The 16,947-nt window shown below is 44.3% G+C and carries 16 protein-coding genes; 8 read left to right on the top strand and 8 right to left on the bottom strand.

Annotated elements, in window-relative coordinates; translation table 11 throughout:
• The first annotated feature begins 45 nt into the window (after positions 1–45).
• The 5 genes from RJ41_RS00785 to dkgB all read left to right on the top strand — a co-directional run bounded on the left by RJ41_RS00785 (position 46) and on the right by dkgB (position 4,302).
• On the top strand, positions 46–666 hold the full coding sequence (locus RJ41_RS00785) for an L-threonylcarbamoyladenylate synthase (RefSeq protein WP_039216286.1): 621 nt from the start codon (positions 46–48) through the stop codon (positions 664–666).
• Between the two features lie 223 nt (positions 667–889).
• Complete coding sequence (locus RJ41_RS00780; protein ID WP_039216319.1) at positions 890–1,753, top strand: segregation and condensation protein A; 864 nt, start codon at positions 890–892, stop codon at positions 1,751–1,753.
• The gene (gene scpB / locus RJ41_RS00775) at positions 1,740–2,333 is read left to right on the top strand and encodes an SMC-Scp complex subunit ScpB (protein ID WP_014948948.1); all 594 of its coding nucleotides are present in this window, start codon (positions 1,740–1,742) and stop codon (positions 2,331–2,333) included. Before RJ41_RS00780 ends, scpB begins: the two co-directional genes overlap by 14 nt.
• A gap of 40 nt (positions 2,334–2,373) precedes the next feature.
• Positions 2,374–3,270, top strand: coding sequence for a 23S rRNA pseudouridine(2605) synthase RluB (gene rluB, locus RJ41_RS00770; protein WP_039216285.1), 897 nt, complete (start codon positions 2,374–2,376; stop codon positions 3,268–3,270).
• 267 nt (positions 3,271–3,537) lie between these two features.
• On the top strand, positions 3,538–4,302 hold the full coding sequence (dkgB, locus tag RJ41_RS00765) for a 2,5-didehydrogluconate reductase DkgB (RefSeq protein ID WP_240485700.1): 765 nt from the start codon (positions 3,538–3,540) through the stop codon (positions 4,300–4,302).
• 223 nt (positions 4,303–4,525) lie between these two features.
• Here the strand turns inward: dkgB and RJ41_RS00760 are convergent, their stop codons facing one another.
• Together RJ41_RS00760 and RJ41_RS00755 are read right to left on the bottom strand one after the other, a co-directional pair.
• On the bottom strand, positions 4,526–5,089 hold the full coding sequence (locus tag RJ41_RS00760) for a sugar O-acetyltransferase (RefSeq protein ID WP_039216284.1): 564 nt from the start codon (positions 5,087–5,089) through the stop codon (positions 4,526–4,528).
• A 41-nt stretch (positions 5,090–5,130) separates the two neighbouring features.
• Positions 5,131–5,802, bottom strand: coding sequence for a DUF4097 family beta strand repeat-containing protein (locus tag RJ41_RS00755; protein ID WP_039216283.1), 672 nt, complete (start codon positions 5,800–5,802; stop codon positions 5,131–5,133).
• A 507-nt stretch (positions 5,803–6,309) separates the two neighbouring features.
• Here RJ41_RS00755 and RJ41_RS00750 point away from each other — a divergent pair.
• On the top strand, positions 6,310–6,804 hold the full coding sequence (locus RJ41_RS00750) for an arsenate reductase family protein (protein WP_039216282.1): 495 nt from the start codon (positions 6,310–6,312) through the stop codon (positions 6,802–6,804).
• Positions 6,805–6,816: 12 nt separating this feature from the next.
• Positions 6,817–8,103 (top strand): DUF445 domain-containing protein, encoded by a 1,287-nt coding sequence (locus RJ41_RS00745; RefSeq protein ID WP_039216281.1) that lies wholly within the window; start codon positions 6,817–6,819, stop codon positions 8,101–8,103.
• Between the two features lie 133 nt (positions 8,104–8,236).
• On the opposite strand, the gene tmpT is transcribed toward RJ41_RS00745, so the two are convergent.
• From tmpT to RJ41_RS00715, 6 genes are all read right to left on the bottom strand, one after another.
• The gene (tmpT, locus tag RJ41_RS00740; RefSeq protein ID WP_039216280.1) at positions 8,237–8,890 is read right to left on the bottom strand and encodes a thiopurine S-methyltransferase; all 654 of its coding nucleotides are present in this window, start codon (positions 8,888–8,890) and stop codon (positions 8,237–8,239) included.
• 103 nt (positions 8,891–8,993) lie between these two features.
• Positions 8,994–9,350, bottom strand: coding sequence for an outer membrane protein assembly factor BamE (locus tag RJ41_RS00735; protein ID WP_012517879.1), 357 nt, complete (start codon positions 9,348–9,350; stop codon positions 8,994–8,996).
• Positions 9,351–9,474: 124 nt separating this feature from the next.
• Positions 9,475–11,160, bottom strand: coding sequence for a DNA repair protein RecN (gene recN / locus RJ41_RS00730; protein ID WP_039216279.1), 1,686 nt, complete (start codon positions 11,158–11,160; stop codon positions 9,475–9,477).
• Between the two features lie 300 nt (positions 11,161–11,460).
• A complete protein-coding gene (dps, locus tag RJ41_RS00725) occupies positions 11,461–11,970 on the bottom strand; it encodes a DNA starvation/stationary phase protection protein Dps (RefSeq protein WP_014976104.1) in 510 nt (169 codons plus the stop codon).
• A gap of 259 nt (positions 11,971–12,229) precedes the next feature.
• Entirely contained in the window at positions 12,230–13,105 is an 876-nt protein-coding gene (nadK, locus tag RJ41_RS00720; RefSeq protein WP_014948959.1) for an NAD(+) kinase, read from the bottom strand.
• 90 nt (positions 13,106–13,195) lie between these two features.
• Entirely contained in the window at positions 13,196–15,538 is a 2,343-nt protein-coding gene (locus tag RJ41_RS00715; protein WP_039216278.1) for a fatty acid cis/trans isomerase, read from the bottom strand.
• Positions 15,539–15,748: 210 nt separating this feature from the next.
• Between RJ41_RS00715 and RJ41_RS00710 the strand changes: the two genes are divergently transcribed.
• Positions 15,749–16,936 (top strand): iron-containing alcohol dehydrogenase, encoded by a 1,188-nt coding sequence (locus RJ41_RS00710; RefSeq protein WP_240485699.1) that lies wholly within the window; start codon positions 15,749–15,751, stop codon positions 16,934–16,936.
• The last annotated feature ends 11 nt before the right edge of the window (positions 16,937–16,947 follow it).

Here is a 16,947-nt window from a genome sequence, read left to right as displayed (position 1 = left end):
TGGCAAAGTAGTATCGTTCTGCGCGTTTAAGAAAAGGAAGTAATTATGAGTCAATTTTTCTATGTGCACCCCGACAACCCGCAAAAGCGCCTAATTAGTCAGGCTTGTGAGTTAATTCGAGAGGGAGCAGTGGTGGTGTATCCGACAGACTCAGGCTACGCCATAGGTTGCCAAATGGAAGACAAAAAGGCGCTTGAGCAGTTGTGTCGTATTCGTCAAATCGATAAAGATCACAACTTTACCTTAATGTGTCGAGACATGTCTGAGCTATCAATTTACGCAAAGGTAGACAACACGGCGTTCAGGCAAATTAAGAACAACACACCAGGGCGTTACACCTTCGTGTTGAAAGCGACCCGCGAAGTACCAAAGCGTTTGCAAAATCCCAAACGTAAAACCATAGGTATTCGCGTGCCCGATAACGCCATTGCACTTGCATTATTGGAAGAGCTGGGCGAGCCGTTGATGTCTACGTCTTTGATTTTGCCACGCAACACCATGGCTGAATCAGACCCCGATGTCATTCGCGACAACTTAGAAAAGCAAGTAGGGCTTATTATTCACGGTGGCTACATTGGTGAGCAGCCCACTACCGTGGTTGATTTGTCGGAAGACACGCCAGTCATTGTGCGACATGGCACGGGCGATCCGTCTCCCTTTGAGTAACTTTCGTTTTACTGTTTTTTTGAACAGGTTGTTGTAAATGGCCTATTTTAATAGCTTCTTTTGCTTGTTGTGGGTGAAAGTTATAGTAGGAAACCGTAAGCTAAGTTTCTAAGGCCTGTAGCGCTTCGGTTTGCAGCGAAGCACTACAGGCCCTCGCGTGAACGCGTAAATAATAATATCAATAATCGCCGCTTTGTTAGCGCGTAAAAACGGTTGTGGAACTGTGTCAGAGCTTGTTAAAGACAATAATAACGATAATGATGCCTCTGTTGAGAAGGGGCTTTCGACACCTGTTCAGCAGCCGTTGCCACTTGCATTTATTAATGGCGAAGCGCTAATTGAAAAGCCTGAAGATCTCTTCATTCCCCCCGATGCCCTAGAGGTCATATTAGAAACCTTCGAAGGGCCGCTCGACTTACTACTTTATCTGATTAGAAAACAAAAGTTTGATATCACCACACTGCCCATCGCTGATGTTACCAAGCAGTATATGGAGTATGTGGATGCCATGATGTCGCTAAAATTAGAGCTGGCGGCAGAGTATTTGCTGATGGCAGCCATATTGGCAGAAATTAAGTCCAGGCTTCTACTACCCAAACGCAGTGACGATTCTGACGAAGAAGAAGATCCTCGAGCAGAGCTTATTCGCCGATTAAAAGAATACGAGCTAGTAAAGCAAGCGGCAGAAGATTTAGATGTTCAGCCTAGACTTGAACGGGATATTTTCACTACTCACGTTGAACTAAGTGAGAATGTGGCGCCAATTCGCATTGAGCCCGACGTGTCTTTAGCTGAAATTGTATTGGCGTTCAGTGCGGCCATGAAGCGCGCTGAAGCATTTGAACACCATACCATTGCACGGGAAGCACTGAGTACGCGAGAGCGCATGTCGCTCATCTTGTCGTTACTCACAACAACAGAATATACGCCGCTTGAACGCCTATTTACGGTTGAAGAAGGTAAAGCTGGCGTAGTGGTTTGCCTCTTAGCAATTTTAGAATTAGTAAAAGAACAGCTAATTTTATGCATTCAGGCAGGTCCTTATGCAAAAATTCATGTAAAATTAGGTGCCCATGAAAAAAATTAACACGGCGCAGCTTAAACAATTGGTTGAGGCAGCAATATTTGTCGCTGACAAACCTATTTCAAAGCAGCATTTAAAAGAAACGGTACTCAATGAGTTTACCGTCGCTGATAGAACCTTGAGTAAGGTGATTAACGAGCTAAAGTTAGACTATCAGCCAAGAGGCATTCAACTGGTGGAAGTAGCAAGTGGCTATCGCTTTCAGTCGTTAGATGCGTTAAGCCCGTGGTTAAGCAAATTGTGGCAGGAAAATGCGCCAAAGTATTCTAGAGCAATGCTCGAAACCTTGGCACTCATTGCCTATCGTCAACCTATAACCCGCGGAGAAATAGAGCAGGTCAGGGGCGTGGCGGTAAGCAGTAATATTATAAAGACACTCACAGAACGAGACTGGGTAAAGGTAGTAGGTCACAAAGAAGTGCCTGGGCGACCAGCGCTTTATGCAACTACCAAAGGCTTCTTAGACTATTTTTCGATGACGTCGTTGAGCGATTTGCCCAATGCTGATGCTTTCGAAAACATGGCTGAAAGCGTTGCGTCAGACTCGCCGCTTAAGGTGTTAAATGAGGCACCGTCTGAATAGACCGTGCGACCGTAAACAAGCAATTAAAGAGTGAAAACCCATGACTGAAAAGTTGCAAAAAGTACTGGCTAACCAAGGGCTAGGCTCGCGACGAGAAATGGAACGTTGGATTGAAGAAGGCCGAGTATCGGTCGATGGCACCAAAGCGACATTAGGAGATAGAGTTGATCACACTGCACAAATCCGTGTTGATGGTCATTTGCTATCTCGTCAAACAGAACAGCCAATTTGCCGAGTGTTGATGTACAACAAACCCGAAGGTGAATTGTGTAGCCGTCACGACCCTGAAGGTCGCGATACGGTATTTGACCGTCTACCCGCTATTCGATTAGGGCGCTGGATCACCGTTGGTCGTCTAGACATGAACACCAGTGGCTTGCTGTTATTCACCAACGATGGTGAACTAGCCAACCGCCTAATGCACCCAAAATGTGAAGTAGAACGCGAGTACGCAGTGCGTGTATTCGGTGAGGTAACGGGCAAAACGCTACATACCCTTCAAAAAGGTGTAGAGCTGGAAGACGGCGAAGCAAAGTTCCTGACAATTTCAGGGGCGCCTACGCCGCAGCATGCTGAAGATGAAAGCATGAACCGTTGGTACAACGTAACGTTGAAAGAAGGGCGTAACCGCGAAGTGCGTCGTCTTTGGGAGTCGCAAGGCGTGCAGGTTAGCCGCCTGATCCGTGTTAAGTATGGCCCAATTGAACTGCAAAAGCGTCTACCGCAAGGTGCGTGGGTAGAACTAGGATTAGAAGACGTAAACGCCCTTCGTAGCCATGTTCAACTGCCGGATGAAACGCAAACTATGGTTAATGTACGCCAGGGTAAACTTGACCACGCGCGATTAAGCCGCATGCGTCGCTCGGTTAAAAAGCATAAAGTGCGTAAGCAACAAAGCTTGAATAAACGAGCTGGGCGTCCCGCCAAATGTAAGTAATGTCTTATTTATCCATCACGTGTAAGTGATTACTCAAAGCCGCAAGCGTTCGCTAGCGGCTTTTTTATTTTAGCGACGTGTATTCTTCAACTTAATCACTAAGTTTGTCACCCATTTAATTCTGATTTCAGTCTCGATGATTACTATCTTCTTTCTAAGCGATGGCGTAGCAAAGTGTGAAGCTGCTACGTCAAGTAGTGTAAGACCAACACGGAAAAGGAGAGAGTAATGAAAGATATGCCTCAGTTAGGAATGGGAACGTTTTGATTGAAAGGTGAGGAGGCCCGTGAGTCAGTCAGTAAAGCGCTAGAGGTTGGTTTCAGACACATTGACACCGCACAATTTTATGACAACGAAGCACAAGTTGGCGATGCCATAAAAACCAGCGGCCTTGAGAGAAGCGAACTGTTTGTCACCACCAAGGTGTGGCACGAGTCATTGGGCGATACCCATTTTATTCCAAGTGTTCACGAAAGCTTAGAAAAGCTGAAGCTAGACTATGTTGATTTGCTTCTTATCCATTGGCCATATCCTGGCAATGATATTTCACTCGAAAGTTACTTAGGCAATCTTGCGAAGGCGAAAGAGCAAGAGCTTGCTCGTCATATTGGGGTGTCTAATTTCACTATTGATTTGTTGGAGAAGGCCGAAAAGGTTCTTGGTAAAGGCGAGATTTACACCAACCAAATTGAAATCCATCCTTTCATGCAAAATAAGAAGGTTATTGAAACGTGTAAGGAAAAAGGCATAAAAGCGACCGCATATATGCCATTTGCTGTTGGAAAAGTAATAAAGGACGAAACGTTATTGCGAATAGCGCAAAGCCACGATGCGACGCCGGCGCAAGTTGTTCTGGCATGGATGGAGAAACGCCACATTTATGCCATTCCTTCATCAACCAGTAAAGTACACTTGGCAGAGAATTTAGCATACGGTGGTGTACATTTAACTGATTCAGAGCTCGCGCTTATTGATGATCTTGATAACGGCGACCGAATTGTAAACCCAGATTTTGCTCCAGACTGGGATTAACGATTTATAGAGCGCGTTTGTCTTTAGACTACTAACGGGATAGCGTTTAATTTTACCTAGCTCTGTGTACTAGGCTAAAATCAGGGGCCGCCTTTGAGGTACTAATGGCGGCCCTTGAAGAGTCTTTGAATTACCGGTTCAGATTAAATCGATAGATGTGACTTGGTATGGACTCGTGTAAAGGTGTTTATTAAGGCATGTGATACCGAAAACATCACATGCTCTATTCGGCTTGCTCTATTTCTTTGATGACTTTGGCAGGGTTACCACCTATGACCACATTGTCCCCAAAAGACTTAGTTACCACCGCGCCAGAGGCCACAACCACATTGTCTCCCAACGTTACGCCAGGGTTTATGACCGCCATACCACCAATCCAGCAATTATCGCCAATAGTAATGGGCTTGGCGAACTCGATGCCGGTTGCCCTCTGTACAGGATCTAATGGGTGCGTAGCGGTGTATAAACCGACTTGAGGCGCAATCATGCAGTTATCACCTATCGTGACCTTCGCTGCATCTAAAATCACACAATTGAAGTTAGCGAAAAAATTTTCGCCTACGTGAATATTTTCGCCGTAATCACATTTGAATGAAGACTCGATGTAAAGCCTTTTTCCAGTGCTACCAAACAGCTCTTTTAGTAGTCTTGTACGCTTTTTGTGGTCACTTTGACAAGTTGTGTTGAGCTCGTCTAATTGCATACGACATTGCTTTCGCAACGCCGTTAACACTTTGTCTGACGGGAAGTATAAATCGCCAGCAAGCATCTTTTCTTGTTCAGTCATGTCATTCCGAAACGTTGGGCTTAGATATTCGAGCCGATACGTTACTGCGCACCACCGTAGCTTACAACGACTTTTTGCTTTAACTCGTCACTTTCAATGTCTAAGTTAACAGGGCGGTGCAATATAATGCTACCGTCTACAGTCACCGAGGCACTGATCGACAGGGTAGGTTTGTTATCTGATTTATTACCCCAAGAGCTCTCACTTTCTTTATATACGATATCGCCTAGAACATGAGATGAGCCAGATAAAGTAATGTCGCCGTTAAGTGTTTTAATGTGTTTTTCAATAGTTGTATCAACAGCAGTTATGTCACCGTTGACGGTTTCGACGCTACCGCCAATTGTACTTTGTGTGGGAAGCGTCACATCTCCATTCACAGTCTCTAGGCTCTTAAGTACATTAAGGTGTGAAGTTGCGCTTACATCGCCATTTACAATGTCGATATTTCGGACAGACACATGGCTGCCCATTTCAAGGTTGCCATTGACGATACTAACTTCATCCGCACCAGCGTGATCGCTTATTTCCACGTTACCATTAACAGAGGAAATATCGCCCGCGTGCTTCCCTTCAGCTATGTCAATATTGCCTAGAATAGAACTGAAATCGCTGCCTTCTAATGCGCTAGCGTCTCCAATATGGATAACGCAGCCAGTAAGCAAAGAGGCTGATAGCAACATAGCTGCACTAGCAATAATAGACTTTTTCATATTCTTATATCCTTGATTGTTTCATAAATACTTAATAACACGCTTTAACGGTATTGATATCAAACACAAATTTTGTTGTGCATTTATAAAATACATATCACGTATCATGCCACTCTTAAAAAGCATTTAAAATCAAAAGGTTAGTTTAATATGCTAAAGGGGGAGACTGCATCAATGGTGTAATAACTAATTTTATAGTTTCATCTGCCACCGGATGGCGAATTTGACCATTTTGTACCACATGGCTCTAAGCTCAGAAGGGATTTCAGAAGGGGACAGACACTCGCTTGAAGAAATTATTTAAAGAAATGGACAGACACTCAATGTGAATACATCTGTTTGGGTACAAGCTGCTTTTTTGAGTGTGTGTCCGAGAAGTACAGGTAGCTATTTGAGTGTGTGTCCAACGAGTACAGGCAAGGTTTTAGCCTTTGCGAGTGTCTGTCCTCGAATTTTAATAGTATGTTGGCATATGTGGTTTTTACTTTTTGGTGAGGTTAGGTGGCGATGATAAAGATTTATCACAACCCAGAGTGCGGCACGTCTAGGAATGTACTGGCGGTGATCAAGGCCGCTGGGTATGAGGTGCAGGTTATTGAGTATTTACGTGTTGGGTGGGAACGTGAACAACTAACTTATTTGTTGAATGCAGCTAACCTTAACCCTCGACAAGCGCTTCGCACAACAAAGTCTCCTGCTGCTGAATTAGGGTTACTTGATGAAACAGTGAGTAACGAAATCATCTTTGAATTGATGCTGGAACATCCTGTTTTAGTGAATAGGCCTATTGTTTGCATTCCCGAAGGTGAACACGAAAAAGCAGTTTCTTTACCTCTTGGGAGAGTTGAAGGTAATTCCTATTCGAATAACGCAAAAGAAACAGTGAAATTATGCCGGCCAAGTGAAGCTGTACTGGATATTTTGCCTGTATGGCCACAAGGCCCTTTTGCTAAAGAAGACGGCACACCACTTATAGACCAAGATGGTAAACGAGTAATTTAGACGGAGTAGTTTATGCAGGACAAGTACACGCAATTGAATAAGGCTAAAAGGCTTGCATTGGCCTGTTTGATTTTTGCCGCAAGTGTATTTGTTTTAACGGTTTTACTTCCCAAGTTTTATCCAAACGTGCAAGGAGCATGGTGGTTGGGGCTTATTAAGATGGCTAGTGAGGCGGCCCTCATCGGTGGTCTAGCTGACTGGTTTGCAGTGACGGCATTATTTAAGCCAATTCCAGCGAAGTACCCCATTCCGCACACCAATATCGTGGCTAGTAACAAGTCTGTTATTGCTAATAACCTGTCATTGTTCGTTAAGGAAAAGTTCTTTCATCCTGAAGCAATAGAGAAGCTAATTCGGGACAGCGACCCTGCTAAGGGCGCGGGAAGGTGGTTGTCACAGGATAGGAACGCTACCCGTTTAAGTCGCTTTCTATGTGATGCTTTTGCAGGTGTTCTCCGCGTGCTTGATGATAAACCTGTTAAAGCATTTATCACTAAAACAGCACAGAAGGGCATTAACCAACTTGATCTTAGACAGTTGATGGCGACCTCATTGGGTGCTGTGACGAAAGAACGTCAGCACCAGGTTGTCCTTGATAGAGTGCTGGGAAAACTGGCCAAACTGCTCGCAGAGCCAGAAACCCAAGTTTATATAGCAGACACTTTAGTGGTTTGGTTGAAAACCGAATACAGTCGTATTGAAAAGTTATTACCCTCTAGCTGGTTAAGCGAGCAGGGGGCGTTAATTGCAGTTAAAGCTGTTTCAAGCATCTTAGAAGATATATATACGGATGAGCACCACCCCATCCGCCATGCGTTTGACGAGCAAGTACATGAATTTCTTTATGAATTACAGCACAGTCCGCTAATGGAGAAAAAGGTTAACAACTTCCGCGAAAAAATTATCAACGACCCAGCGTTAAACGCATACGTTCAGCAGTCATGGGCTAAGTTTCATCAATGGTTGTTAGCGGCTCTTGAAGAGCCAAATGGTAAAGCTGAAACCAAAGTATCTGTCCTTCTAAAGGACTTGGGCACTACGTTAACGCAAGATACAGAACTAGCAAAGGCGTTCAATAACCACATTGGAGAAGCAGCAAAATATATGGCGCCTGAGCTGGCTGAATTTCTAACCCGTCACATACGTGACACCATCAATAGTTGGGATGAACGTGAAATGGCTGAGCAGGTGGAGTTGAATATAGGCCGCGATCTTCAAAAAGTTCGCATAAACGGCACGATCGTAGGCGGGTTGATAGGTGCAATATTGTTTGGCATAGAGGCCCTGCTTGGCCTCTAGTCATTTATTTAAGCAAGTCGCATTAGCTGGTGTGGTTATGAATAGCTTAAGTGTCGCTGTTAATCAGCGCTAAAACGCAAACTATAAAGCAACCATTTCAACGCTTTCTATTGGCAACAAATCTTAAAAAAGTCTACTTCGCCGTTAGTGCAAACACCAAATTATCAGCGTCTACTTTGCCTTTCAAACCGCCTTCAAGCACCGAGCGCTCTAACCTTTGAATGTTGTAGTCCACTGAATAAAGAGCGTCAACGGCTTTTTCGTTTACGCTAAAGGGAGGGCCGGCCATTTCATTCTGGTCATACTCGAAAGAGATGATTAGCTGGGGGGCGCATTGAGTAATGGTCATTAAATGCGCAGCATATTGCTCGCGAAGCGGGCTAGGCAGCGCGACTAAAGCGGCTCTATCGTAAATGCCCGTAACGTCACCTAAGTCGCTTGATGTAAGTTTGAAGATATCACCTACGTAAATGGTTAAACCGTCTTTAGCGTAAATTTTACCGTTGGAAGTAGTGGTCACAGTAGGCTCTACACCTAGCTCTTCAAACAGCTGTATGATAGCCACTTCGCTTAGCTCAGCACCTACCACCTCACAACCTTGGGAAAGTAGCCAGCCGATGTCGCGGGTCTTCCCGCATAGCGGAACAAATATGCGTTTCAAAGCTGAGTGTGAGTTTTCAACATCCAACAGGGAAGAGGCATATTTGATAAGAAGCGCATTCCCTTCAGGTTCGTGAAATCCAATCTCGTTCTTTTGCCATTTACTGTGCCAAAAACTATGTTCCATATAAACCTCAAGTAGGTAAGCGATATATCTCAAAAAAAAAGCGTTTTTATGAAGGGTATTAGAAACAAAAAAGGTAGCGAGAAACGCTACCTTTTAAACAAAATTAGTTATCAAGCGGTGTATTGAAGTCTTCAGATAACTCGAAGTCACCTTCAACCGTTGTCACTTTGTTGTCTACAAAGTTAATCACCATTTGCTTTTGAAAATCTTCACCACGCTTTTTCATACCGCGCTTCATATCGTAAACGTAGTACCAAGTGTCATCGTCGAATGAGTCTTGAACAACAGGGTTACCTAGCACATAAATAACCTGTTCTTTTGTCATTCCAACGCGCAGCTTTTCCACATCTCTTTGATCAAGGAAGTTTCCTTGAGGAACGTCGATTCGATAAATCCAGTTCGAGCAAGCGGTTGATGTTAGTGTGATACCAAGAATTACTAATAGGTGTTGCAACTTCATGCGTTAATTTGTCCAGTATTGCCTTTGTTAGTGTCAATGAACTTCGCTAAAGCGAATTTCGAGACTGTTTTATTGCAAGCGCGAAGGCATGCTACATTGACAACTATGACCAATCAACTGCATTTTAGTTCGATGCTGCGCTTTTAAGCAGTTCTTTTGCATTCGCTAGCGCCGATTTGGTTACTTTATCACCGGCTAATAGTCTTGCAAGCTCATCGATCCTGTCTTGCTTAGTCAGCGCCAACATCTGGGTTTCAGTACTTTCCCCGTCGGTAAGCTTGGTAACAAACAATTGATTATGTGCCTGTGCCGCTACTTGAGGTAGATGGGTAACACACATTACTTGCGATTGTTTACCTAATTTACGTAAAAGCCCGCCAACGATTGATGCTGTTGGGCCGCTAATGCCCGTATCGACTTCATCGAAAATCATAGTAGGGGTACCGTGATGGCCGCTCGCGATTACCTGAATAGCCAGTCCTATACGAGAAAGTTCACCACCTGATACGACTTTTTCTAATTTGTCTGCATCTTGACCAGGGTTGGTAGACACTTTAAATTCTACGGTATCTAGACCTGTGCTCACCGGCTTCTTAAGTTCGTCGTATTGAATCTGAATATCCACTTTTGCGTGGGGCATATTCATTTGGCGAATTTGCACTTCAATATCTTCGCTTAGCTTACCAGCAGCACGTTGCCTGCTCTCAGAAAGCGCTTTGGTCGCGGTTAAATACGTTGCTCGTGCTTCTTCTACTTCGCCTTCAAGCGTACCTAACAGTGTTTCCTGTTCCGATAAAGCATTGAATTCGGCGGCAAGCTCTTGGTGATGCTGATAAAGTCCTTCTGGCATCACAGTATGTTTACGTGCAAGTTCCATCGCCTTCGCATAGCGCGCCTCAACTTGCTGTAAGCGAAGTGGATCGATCTCTAAGTGATCGCAGTAGCTACGTAGCTCTCCTGCCGCTTCTTCTACTTGAATTGCCGCATCATTAAGCATGGCAATGATTGGCGTTAAACTAGCGTCGTGCGCTTCTAACTCACCTAAACGTTCAATACTGCTTTGTATAACCGACAGTGCATTGCCTTCATCGCTTTCATATAAATTGTATACGCTGGTCTGGGCTTGCTCTAAAAGGCTTTGCCCGTTACTCAGGCGCTTGTGCTCTATTTCTAACTCTTCAAATTCACCCTCTTCAATGGCGAATTCATCAAGTTCTTGAACCTGATAAGTTAACAGCTGAATTCTGTCTTCGCGCTGCTGGGCTTGTTCTTGAAGCGCCTTTAACGTGCGCTGCTTATCACGCCAAAGAGAGTAGGTTTCTCTAACTTGCGCTAACATGTCGTCGTGCTTCGCGTATCCATCAACTAATTCCCTTTGATGGTCTTCTTTCAGCAACTGTAAGTGAGTGTTTTGACCGTGAATGGCTAACAAAAACTGGCCTAAGCCTTTTAACTGCTGAAGTGAAGCGGGAATACCGTTGATAAACGCTTTTGAACGGCCTTCCTTTGAAATAACTCTGCGAATAAAGCAGCTATTCTCATCTTCATCTGAGGTGAGCTCATGTTCATCGAGGAAGGCTTTAGCTAATACATTGCCGTTTAAAGAAAAGTGAGCAATGATCTCAGCTTTTGCACTACCTTTTCGCACCGCATTTGCGTCGGCACGCTCGCCTAAGCACAAGCTTAAAGCGTCAATAGCGATGGATTTACCTGCACCGGTTTCTCCGGTTATAGCAGTCAACCCGTTTTCCAGTTGAACTGATAATTGTTTTACAACAGCAAAATTAGAAATAGAAAGATGCGCTAACATAACCACACTCGAATAAGTTGAACATGATGATATATACAGTAACTGATAATATATACAGTATTTTTATTGTGTAAAGTTAAGTCGCAAAAAATTTATTTAAAAACAACCGGTGTCGATAATAATATTTGTAAAATCAATTATATAGGTTCGATCTTTTAAAGATGGGTTATGAATAACCGATAATTCGGGTTCGCCGAGAAGGGATAACTTAAAAAGGAGAGCCGAAGCTCTCCTTAACATTACAACTTTAATCTATTGCAGATAGTTCGGATTACAATCTGCAAACACAGTGAACGTATTCTATTGCTGTAGCTCACCGCTGCCAGACTCAATGTGCGCGCGCACAAACCACTGGAACTGTTCTAAATCTGCAAGTTGGCCGGTGATCATATCTTCCGATACTGGGTCAATTTCACCTAAAAGCTCTAACGCTTTTCTATGGTCACCATTTACACCGTCATATACGGCATCCAGCGCCTTAAGGTGGTCAAGTACTAAACCTTTACCCAACTCATAATCGTTCCAGCTGCGACCTTCAACAATGGCTTTTGGTGTACCTTTAGGTACGCCACCTAACGTGGCAATTCGCTCTGCAATTGTGTCGGTCATTTCGCGTACCGCATCTACCTGCGGATCCAACATTTCATGCACACCGATAAAATTTGGTCCTACTACATTCCAATGAATGTGCTTCAACGTTAACTGTAAATCTAATAGTGCAACCAATCGCTGATCCAATACCTTGATTGTTTTGGCAGCTGCATCGTTATCCATTCCAGGGGCTGTAAATTTGATATTGGTGTTACTCATGATATCTCCTATTGAATGCAAATAAGTCAGCGGGATGCGAAACATCATTTAGGCCAAATAACAAAGACCTTGTGCTGACGACTTGAAGTAATAGGTGCAACAGGTATGCCGAAGTCTTATATTTCTATAAGTCTTGGTTTTCGTTAAGGAAATTAGAGAAGATTAAAAAATCTTTATTTTTCAAGCCTGTAGCAATCAAGAAAATGCTACAGGCTTATGTAATAAATGCACATGGAACCAACTAAATGGAGCAGGGAGGTTAGTAAAGCTTACTACCCCAACCTAACTTTTTACGAAGTACATTGAAGTAGCTGTAGCCCTTAGGGTGAACAAGATGAAGCTTGTCTACGCTTTTGTTTATTCGAATTTCATCACCAGGTAGCACCGGCAGAACAATATGGCTATCGCAACTCACTTGTAGCGAGTCACTGTTAACCTTTGATACTTTCATCGATACCTGACTGTCAGCATCAACAACGATTGGACGGCTGCTAAGTGTGTGAGGAAACATGGGTACCAACGTAAGTGCATCTAGCTTGGGCATAATAATAGGGCCGCCCGCTGATAAAGAGTAAGCCGTTGAACCTGTAGGTGTGGCTACTATTAATCCGTCGCTGCGCTGACTGAATACAAATTGCTCATCGATGTAAATTTCAAATTCCATCATATGGGCAACTTTTCCGTGGTGAAGTACCACTTCGTTTACAGCAGAGTTGTTACTTTTAAGCTTTTCGTGTCGATAAACTTCTACTTCAAGTAAGAAGCGCTCTTCTACTACGCATTCACCGTTAAAGATAAGGTCAAGTTGTTGAACAATATCATCGGGGTGGATATCAGTTAAAAAGCCGAGATTTCCGCGGTTCACACCGACAACGTGAATGTCAAAGCGAGCGAGCACACGTGCTGCACCAAGCATGCTGCCGTCACCGCCTACCACAACGGCAAGGTCAGCCTCTTTGCCAATAGTGACAAGGTTACAGCTTTTGAAGTTTTCGGTTTCAAGTTCTTCAGCAATACTTTCCTCAACCAATAATTTACAGCCTTTTGCCAATAAATATTCGGCAAGAATGTTCAGGCTGTCGTGGGTTGCAGCGTGCTGAGGTTTTCCAATTAAAGCAACGGTTTGATAGGGCATGGAATGCTAATGTCCTTTCATTTCCAATGGTTGGACATTAGCACAGGTTTTTTGCAAAAGAAAAGCGTAAAACGGCACACAGTGCAAGGTTTAGCGATCTTCTAACCGATTATAGTCGAGAAGACCGCCTTCAATAGGATAGCGCTCGCTAGACCATTGCATTAATTTATCACTAAACGCCCAAAAGTTAGGGTTGGTTCGGCGCATGCCAACATCGTCGAGCAAGGCTTTGTAATCGGCTTCGCTTTTAATGGATTTAAGCTTCTCAATCGAAGACGTTATCTCTGAGGCATTGATATACCAGAATGCGTCAGGGTAACTGCCCAACAAACCATGAACGAGCGTGATTGAATCTTTAGAAGGCTCCCGGTTTTCCTCTTCTTCAAATAGGCTATTTACATTGTAATGCGCGCTATTTCTAAGGGCAGTGAATACATCAATGTTGTCTGGGTTTTTGTCGTCTTGGATCACAATCATGGTAGTTTCAGGCATCAAGGTCGCTTGTTGAGCTGGTAGTGAATCTAAGCGCTTTAGTACTTCGAACTGTTCTGGTGATAGCAGACGTTTATTGTAGTTTGAGGCCTTTGGTTGAACCTTAGCCAAGTATTGCGATAACAATTGATAGAGTTCTTGTTGAGGGGTATCTGTTTCAAATGCTATGCCAGAAGGTTGTTCGAAACTGTTAATATCACCTTCCAAATAATCGGTTAATTCAGGGCTGGCGTTTTGATACCAAGCGTTGAGAAGCTCATGGCGAGTGGTTGGAGGAAGCAGATTAAGGAAGTTCGATTCACCTTCCATACGTAAGAAATCCATGTACAAACGGGTCATTAGTTGGTGACCATAGTTGCCGTAAACGTCGAAGCCAGCCACAAGCAAATAGTGAATGCGCTCTAACAAGGCATAGTCAATCACCCATGCCGTTTTGGTCGGCTTACCAATCATTCCTTTCGCTACAGTGGCGTTATCGAAATGACGAAATACGGTCAAGCTGGCATTTGTGTTGTTGCCGTCGCCATCCCAAATGCTCGACATGTTTAGGTGCTCACCGTTTTCAAACTCACTATTTAAAAAGGTAGTTCTTGCACGCATATAGTCGCCTTGGCGCTTTGCGTATTTAACCCAATTTACCGCAAGGGCTGAGCTATCGTTTTCAGCCGGAAGGTGAAGGTTTTCTTTTTGAGAAGCGTAAAAAGCATTCACTTTTTCAGAGGCTGCAATGTCTGGGTCGACAAAGAACACCCAAAACCGATCGTTAATGACGTTAAGCGCGACTTGGCCTCTGCACACGGGACCTTTAATATAACCCATAATGGTGTTTTGCGCGCGCTCAAGCATAAAACGATAACGACTTTCTACTGGCAATAAGGTAAAGGCCGTTAATGGGTTGGCCGCCACTTGGGGTTTGTATGATGGCAATGTTTCTACAGAAAAGTCGGCTTCAACAAACCACGATTGCCATTTATCCATCAGTGTTTTATTAATGGCGTAAGCTTGATGTGTTTTACTCACGATAGTTGAATGCACTGGCTGTAGACGATAGTAAACGCGCTCGACCTCTGGATCGTCGAAGGGTCTGCGAGTAGCAATAATATCTAACGCTTGTCCGGGTGGTGTACGCGAGCGCACTAGATTAAAAAACTGCGGCGTTTTACCTTTTTCTGAAATATCTTCAAAATAGAGGTGAGACGTAAACAAGTGTTCGTAAATATAGCGTGCGGAAAGCTGCATCTTATTGCTATCGCCATTTAGCCATGCTTCTAAGTCAGATACTTTCTCATTCAGTTCTTGTGAGAGCACTTTGGGCGACGGTAACGGCGCACCATGGTTTAACCATTGAATAAGCGTAGTATGTTCAGAATCCGATAGCGCCGGCAGAGCGTAGGGCATGCCTCCCAAGGGCTGGTCTGCTATGTATTCGCCCATTTCATCTATTGTTGGGCATTGGTTTTGTCGATTTAAGCTTATATCGAAACCGTCACCCAAATGAGCGGTGTTGGGCAAAGGGTGCTGTTTTTTTAGTAAAAGCATTTGCGCTAGCACCGAAGATTGGGTCGGTGAAGCGTTAGGTTTTTCTTTCGATTCGAGCACGTCGAAAAAGCCACGCTGTCGCCATGCGTCTACGTTATGGGCGTCGAGAAACATTCTATTGGGTTGGGCAGCGGTGAGTCGCGTACCTTCATAGACTTTTTCTTTGTTAGCACCTCTGGCTATACCTTCTGGAGATGACATCTTCAGTTGGCATGGCGCATCATAACAGGCGTGGCAGACAACACAGCGCTGTGTTAGTACTGGGTTTACTTGTGTATCAAAGAAATTGTCGGGCAAATTCTCCATGGCGGGCATGACGTTGTTTGATGAAAGTAAAGGTGCTTCAGGCTTCGGCCATTGCCATATCGCTATAGCGATAATTGCTATAAGCAACGAAATCATACCGAGTTTCTTCATAATCGTAGTCCACAGAAAAGTTCTTATCAGTCTATCACTCATTTCACGTGTGGTGATGTTAATAATTCACCATTAACTCTTGGCAATAGAAACAACCATGCACTTGTAAGTATCTGGAGGAAAGCTGGAGAGGTAGTGGGGTGGTAACATTATTTTTACATTGTCATTGCTTTGGGCGTTGTACTAGGTATGCTGATGAAAAGAATTCGCAGCGAGGGAAATATGTCTCATCAAATTATTCTGCCAAGAGTGATGCACATAGGGAAAGGGGCGAGTCAGCGGGTTGCTGAAACGCTGAAAGGACTCAACTGCCATAAACCTTTACTGGTTACCGATAAGGTAATGGTTGAGTTGGGATATAGTGCTGCCATAGTGCAAGTGCTGGAAGAGGCAGGAATAAGCGCCGATGTATTTTCAGATACGGTGCCAGAGCCCACGGTGAGGTCTATTTATCGCGGTGTGGATGCGTTCAAAACCCACGCTTATGACAGCATTATTGCTTTAGGTGGTGGAAGCCCCATCGATAGCGCAAAAGCCATCGCTATTTTGGGTAAGTACGGCGGCGAAATGCGAGACTACAAATTCCCGCGGGTTGTAGATGAAGCGGGGCTGCCGATCATTGCTATTCCCACAACAGCGGGAACAGGCTCAGAAGCAACGCGATTTACCATTATCACCGACGAAGATACCACAGAAAAAATGTTGTGTGTTGGTTTAGGATTTATGCCAACGGCGGCCCTGGTCGATTATTCATTAACGCAAAGTTTGCCTGCCCGCGTGACAGCCGATACAGGCATTGATGCGCTTACTCACGCTATTGAAGCGTTTGTTAGCCGCAAAGCCAATCTTTACAGTGATGCACAGGCGTTATCAGCCATGGCGTTAATTGCTCCTAATCTACGCACTGTATTTGCAGACCCAACAAATGAAACGGCGAGAGAATCAATGATGCTGGGCTCAACGCTCGCGGGCATTGCTTTTTCAAACGCCTCAGTGGCCCTTGTTCACGGAATGAGCCGGCCTATCGGTGCAGCGTTCCATGTGCCTCACGGATTGTCGAATGCCATGTTATTGCCCGCGGTTACCGCCTTTTCTATTCCAAGTGCATCAGTGCGTTATGCACAATGTGCTCGCGCCATGGGTGTTGCTACGCAAAGTGACTCAGATGAGGTGGCGAATCAAAAGCTTATCAACGAACTAAAAGCACTGAATGCAGATCTACAGGTACCTACGCCTTCTGATTTCGGTATTGCTAAAGAGGCGTTTTTGGAGCAAGCCTTTACCATGGCAGAGCAGGCATTAGCATCGGGGTCGCCAGCTAACAACCCCAAAGTGCCAACTATTGATGAGATGGTGAGCCTCTATCACTCTCTATATGCCTAGTTAAGGTACGT

It is taken from the genome of Alteromonas marina, assembly GCF_000808575.1.
GTDB lineage: Bacteria > Pseudomonadota > Gammaproteobacteria > Enterobacterales > Alteromonadaceae > Alteromonas > Alteromonas marina_A.
This window is presented reverse-complemented; position numbering and strand designations above follow the sequence as displayed.

What these genes read in the sequence shown, in the direction of transcription:
- nadK (WP_014948959.1), bottom strand. Translation starts at nt 13,105, where the DNA reads ATGCCCTATCAAACCGTTGCTTTAATTGGAAAACCTCAGCACGCTGCA.
- RJ41_RS00755 (WP_039216283.1), bottom strand. Translation starts at nt 5,802, where the DNA reads ATGAAAAAGTCTATTATTGCTAGTGCAGCTATGTTGCTATCAGCCTCT.
- RJ41_RS00745 (WP_039216281.1), top strand. Translation starts at nt 6,817, where the DNA reads ATGCAGGACAAGTACACGCAATTGAATAAGGCTAAAAGGCTTGCATTG.
- rluB (WP_039216285.1), top strand. Translation starts at nt 2,374, where the DNA reads ATGACTGAAAAGTTGCAAAAAGTACTGGCTAACCAAGGGCTAGGCTCG.
- RJ41_RS00710 (WP_240485699.1), top strand. Translation starts at nt 15,749, where the DNA reads ATGAAAAGAATTCGCAGCGAGGGAAATATGTCTCATCAAATTATTCTG.
- RJ41_RS00750 (WP_039216282.1), top strand. Translation starts at nt 6,310, where the DNA reads ATGATAAAGATTTATCACAACCCAGAGTGCGGCACGTCTAGGAATGTA.
- RJ41_RS00785 (WP_039216286.1), top strand. Translation starts at nt 46, where the DNA reads ATGAGTCAATTTTTCTATGTGCACCCCGACAACCCGCAAAAGCGCCTA.
- recN (WP_039216279.1), bottom strand. Translation starts at nt 11,160, where the DNA reads ATGTTAGCGCATCTTTCTATTTCTAATTTTGCTGTTGTAAAACAATTA.
- tmpT (WP_039216280.1), bottom strand. Translation starts at nt 8,890, where the DNA reads ATGGAACATAGTTTTTGGCACAGTAAATGGCAAAAGAACGAGATTGGA.
- RJ41_RS00735 (WP_012517879.1), bottom strand. Translation starts at nt 9,350, where the DNA reads ATGAAGTTGCAACACCTATTAGTAATTCTTGGTATCACACTAACATCA.
- RJ41_RS00760 (WP_039216284.1), bottom strand. Translation starts at nt 5,089, where the DNA reads ATGACTGAACAAGAAAAGATGCTTGCTGGCGATTTATACTTCCCGTCA.
- RJ41_RS00715 (WP_039216278.1), bottom strand. Translation starts at nt 15,538, where the DNA reads ATGATTTCGTTGCTTATAGCAATTATCGCTATAGCGATATGGCAATGG.
- dps (WP_014976104.1), bottom strand. Translation starts at nt 11,970, where the DNA reads ATGAGTAACACCAATATCAAATTTACAGCCCCTGGAATGGATAACGAT.
- scpB (WP_014948948.1), top strand. Translation starts at nt 1,740, where the DNA reads ATGAAAAAAATTAACACGGCGCAGCTTAAACAATTGGTTGAGGCAGCA.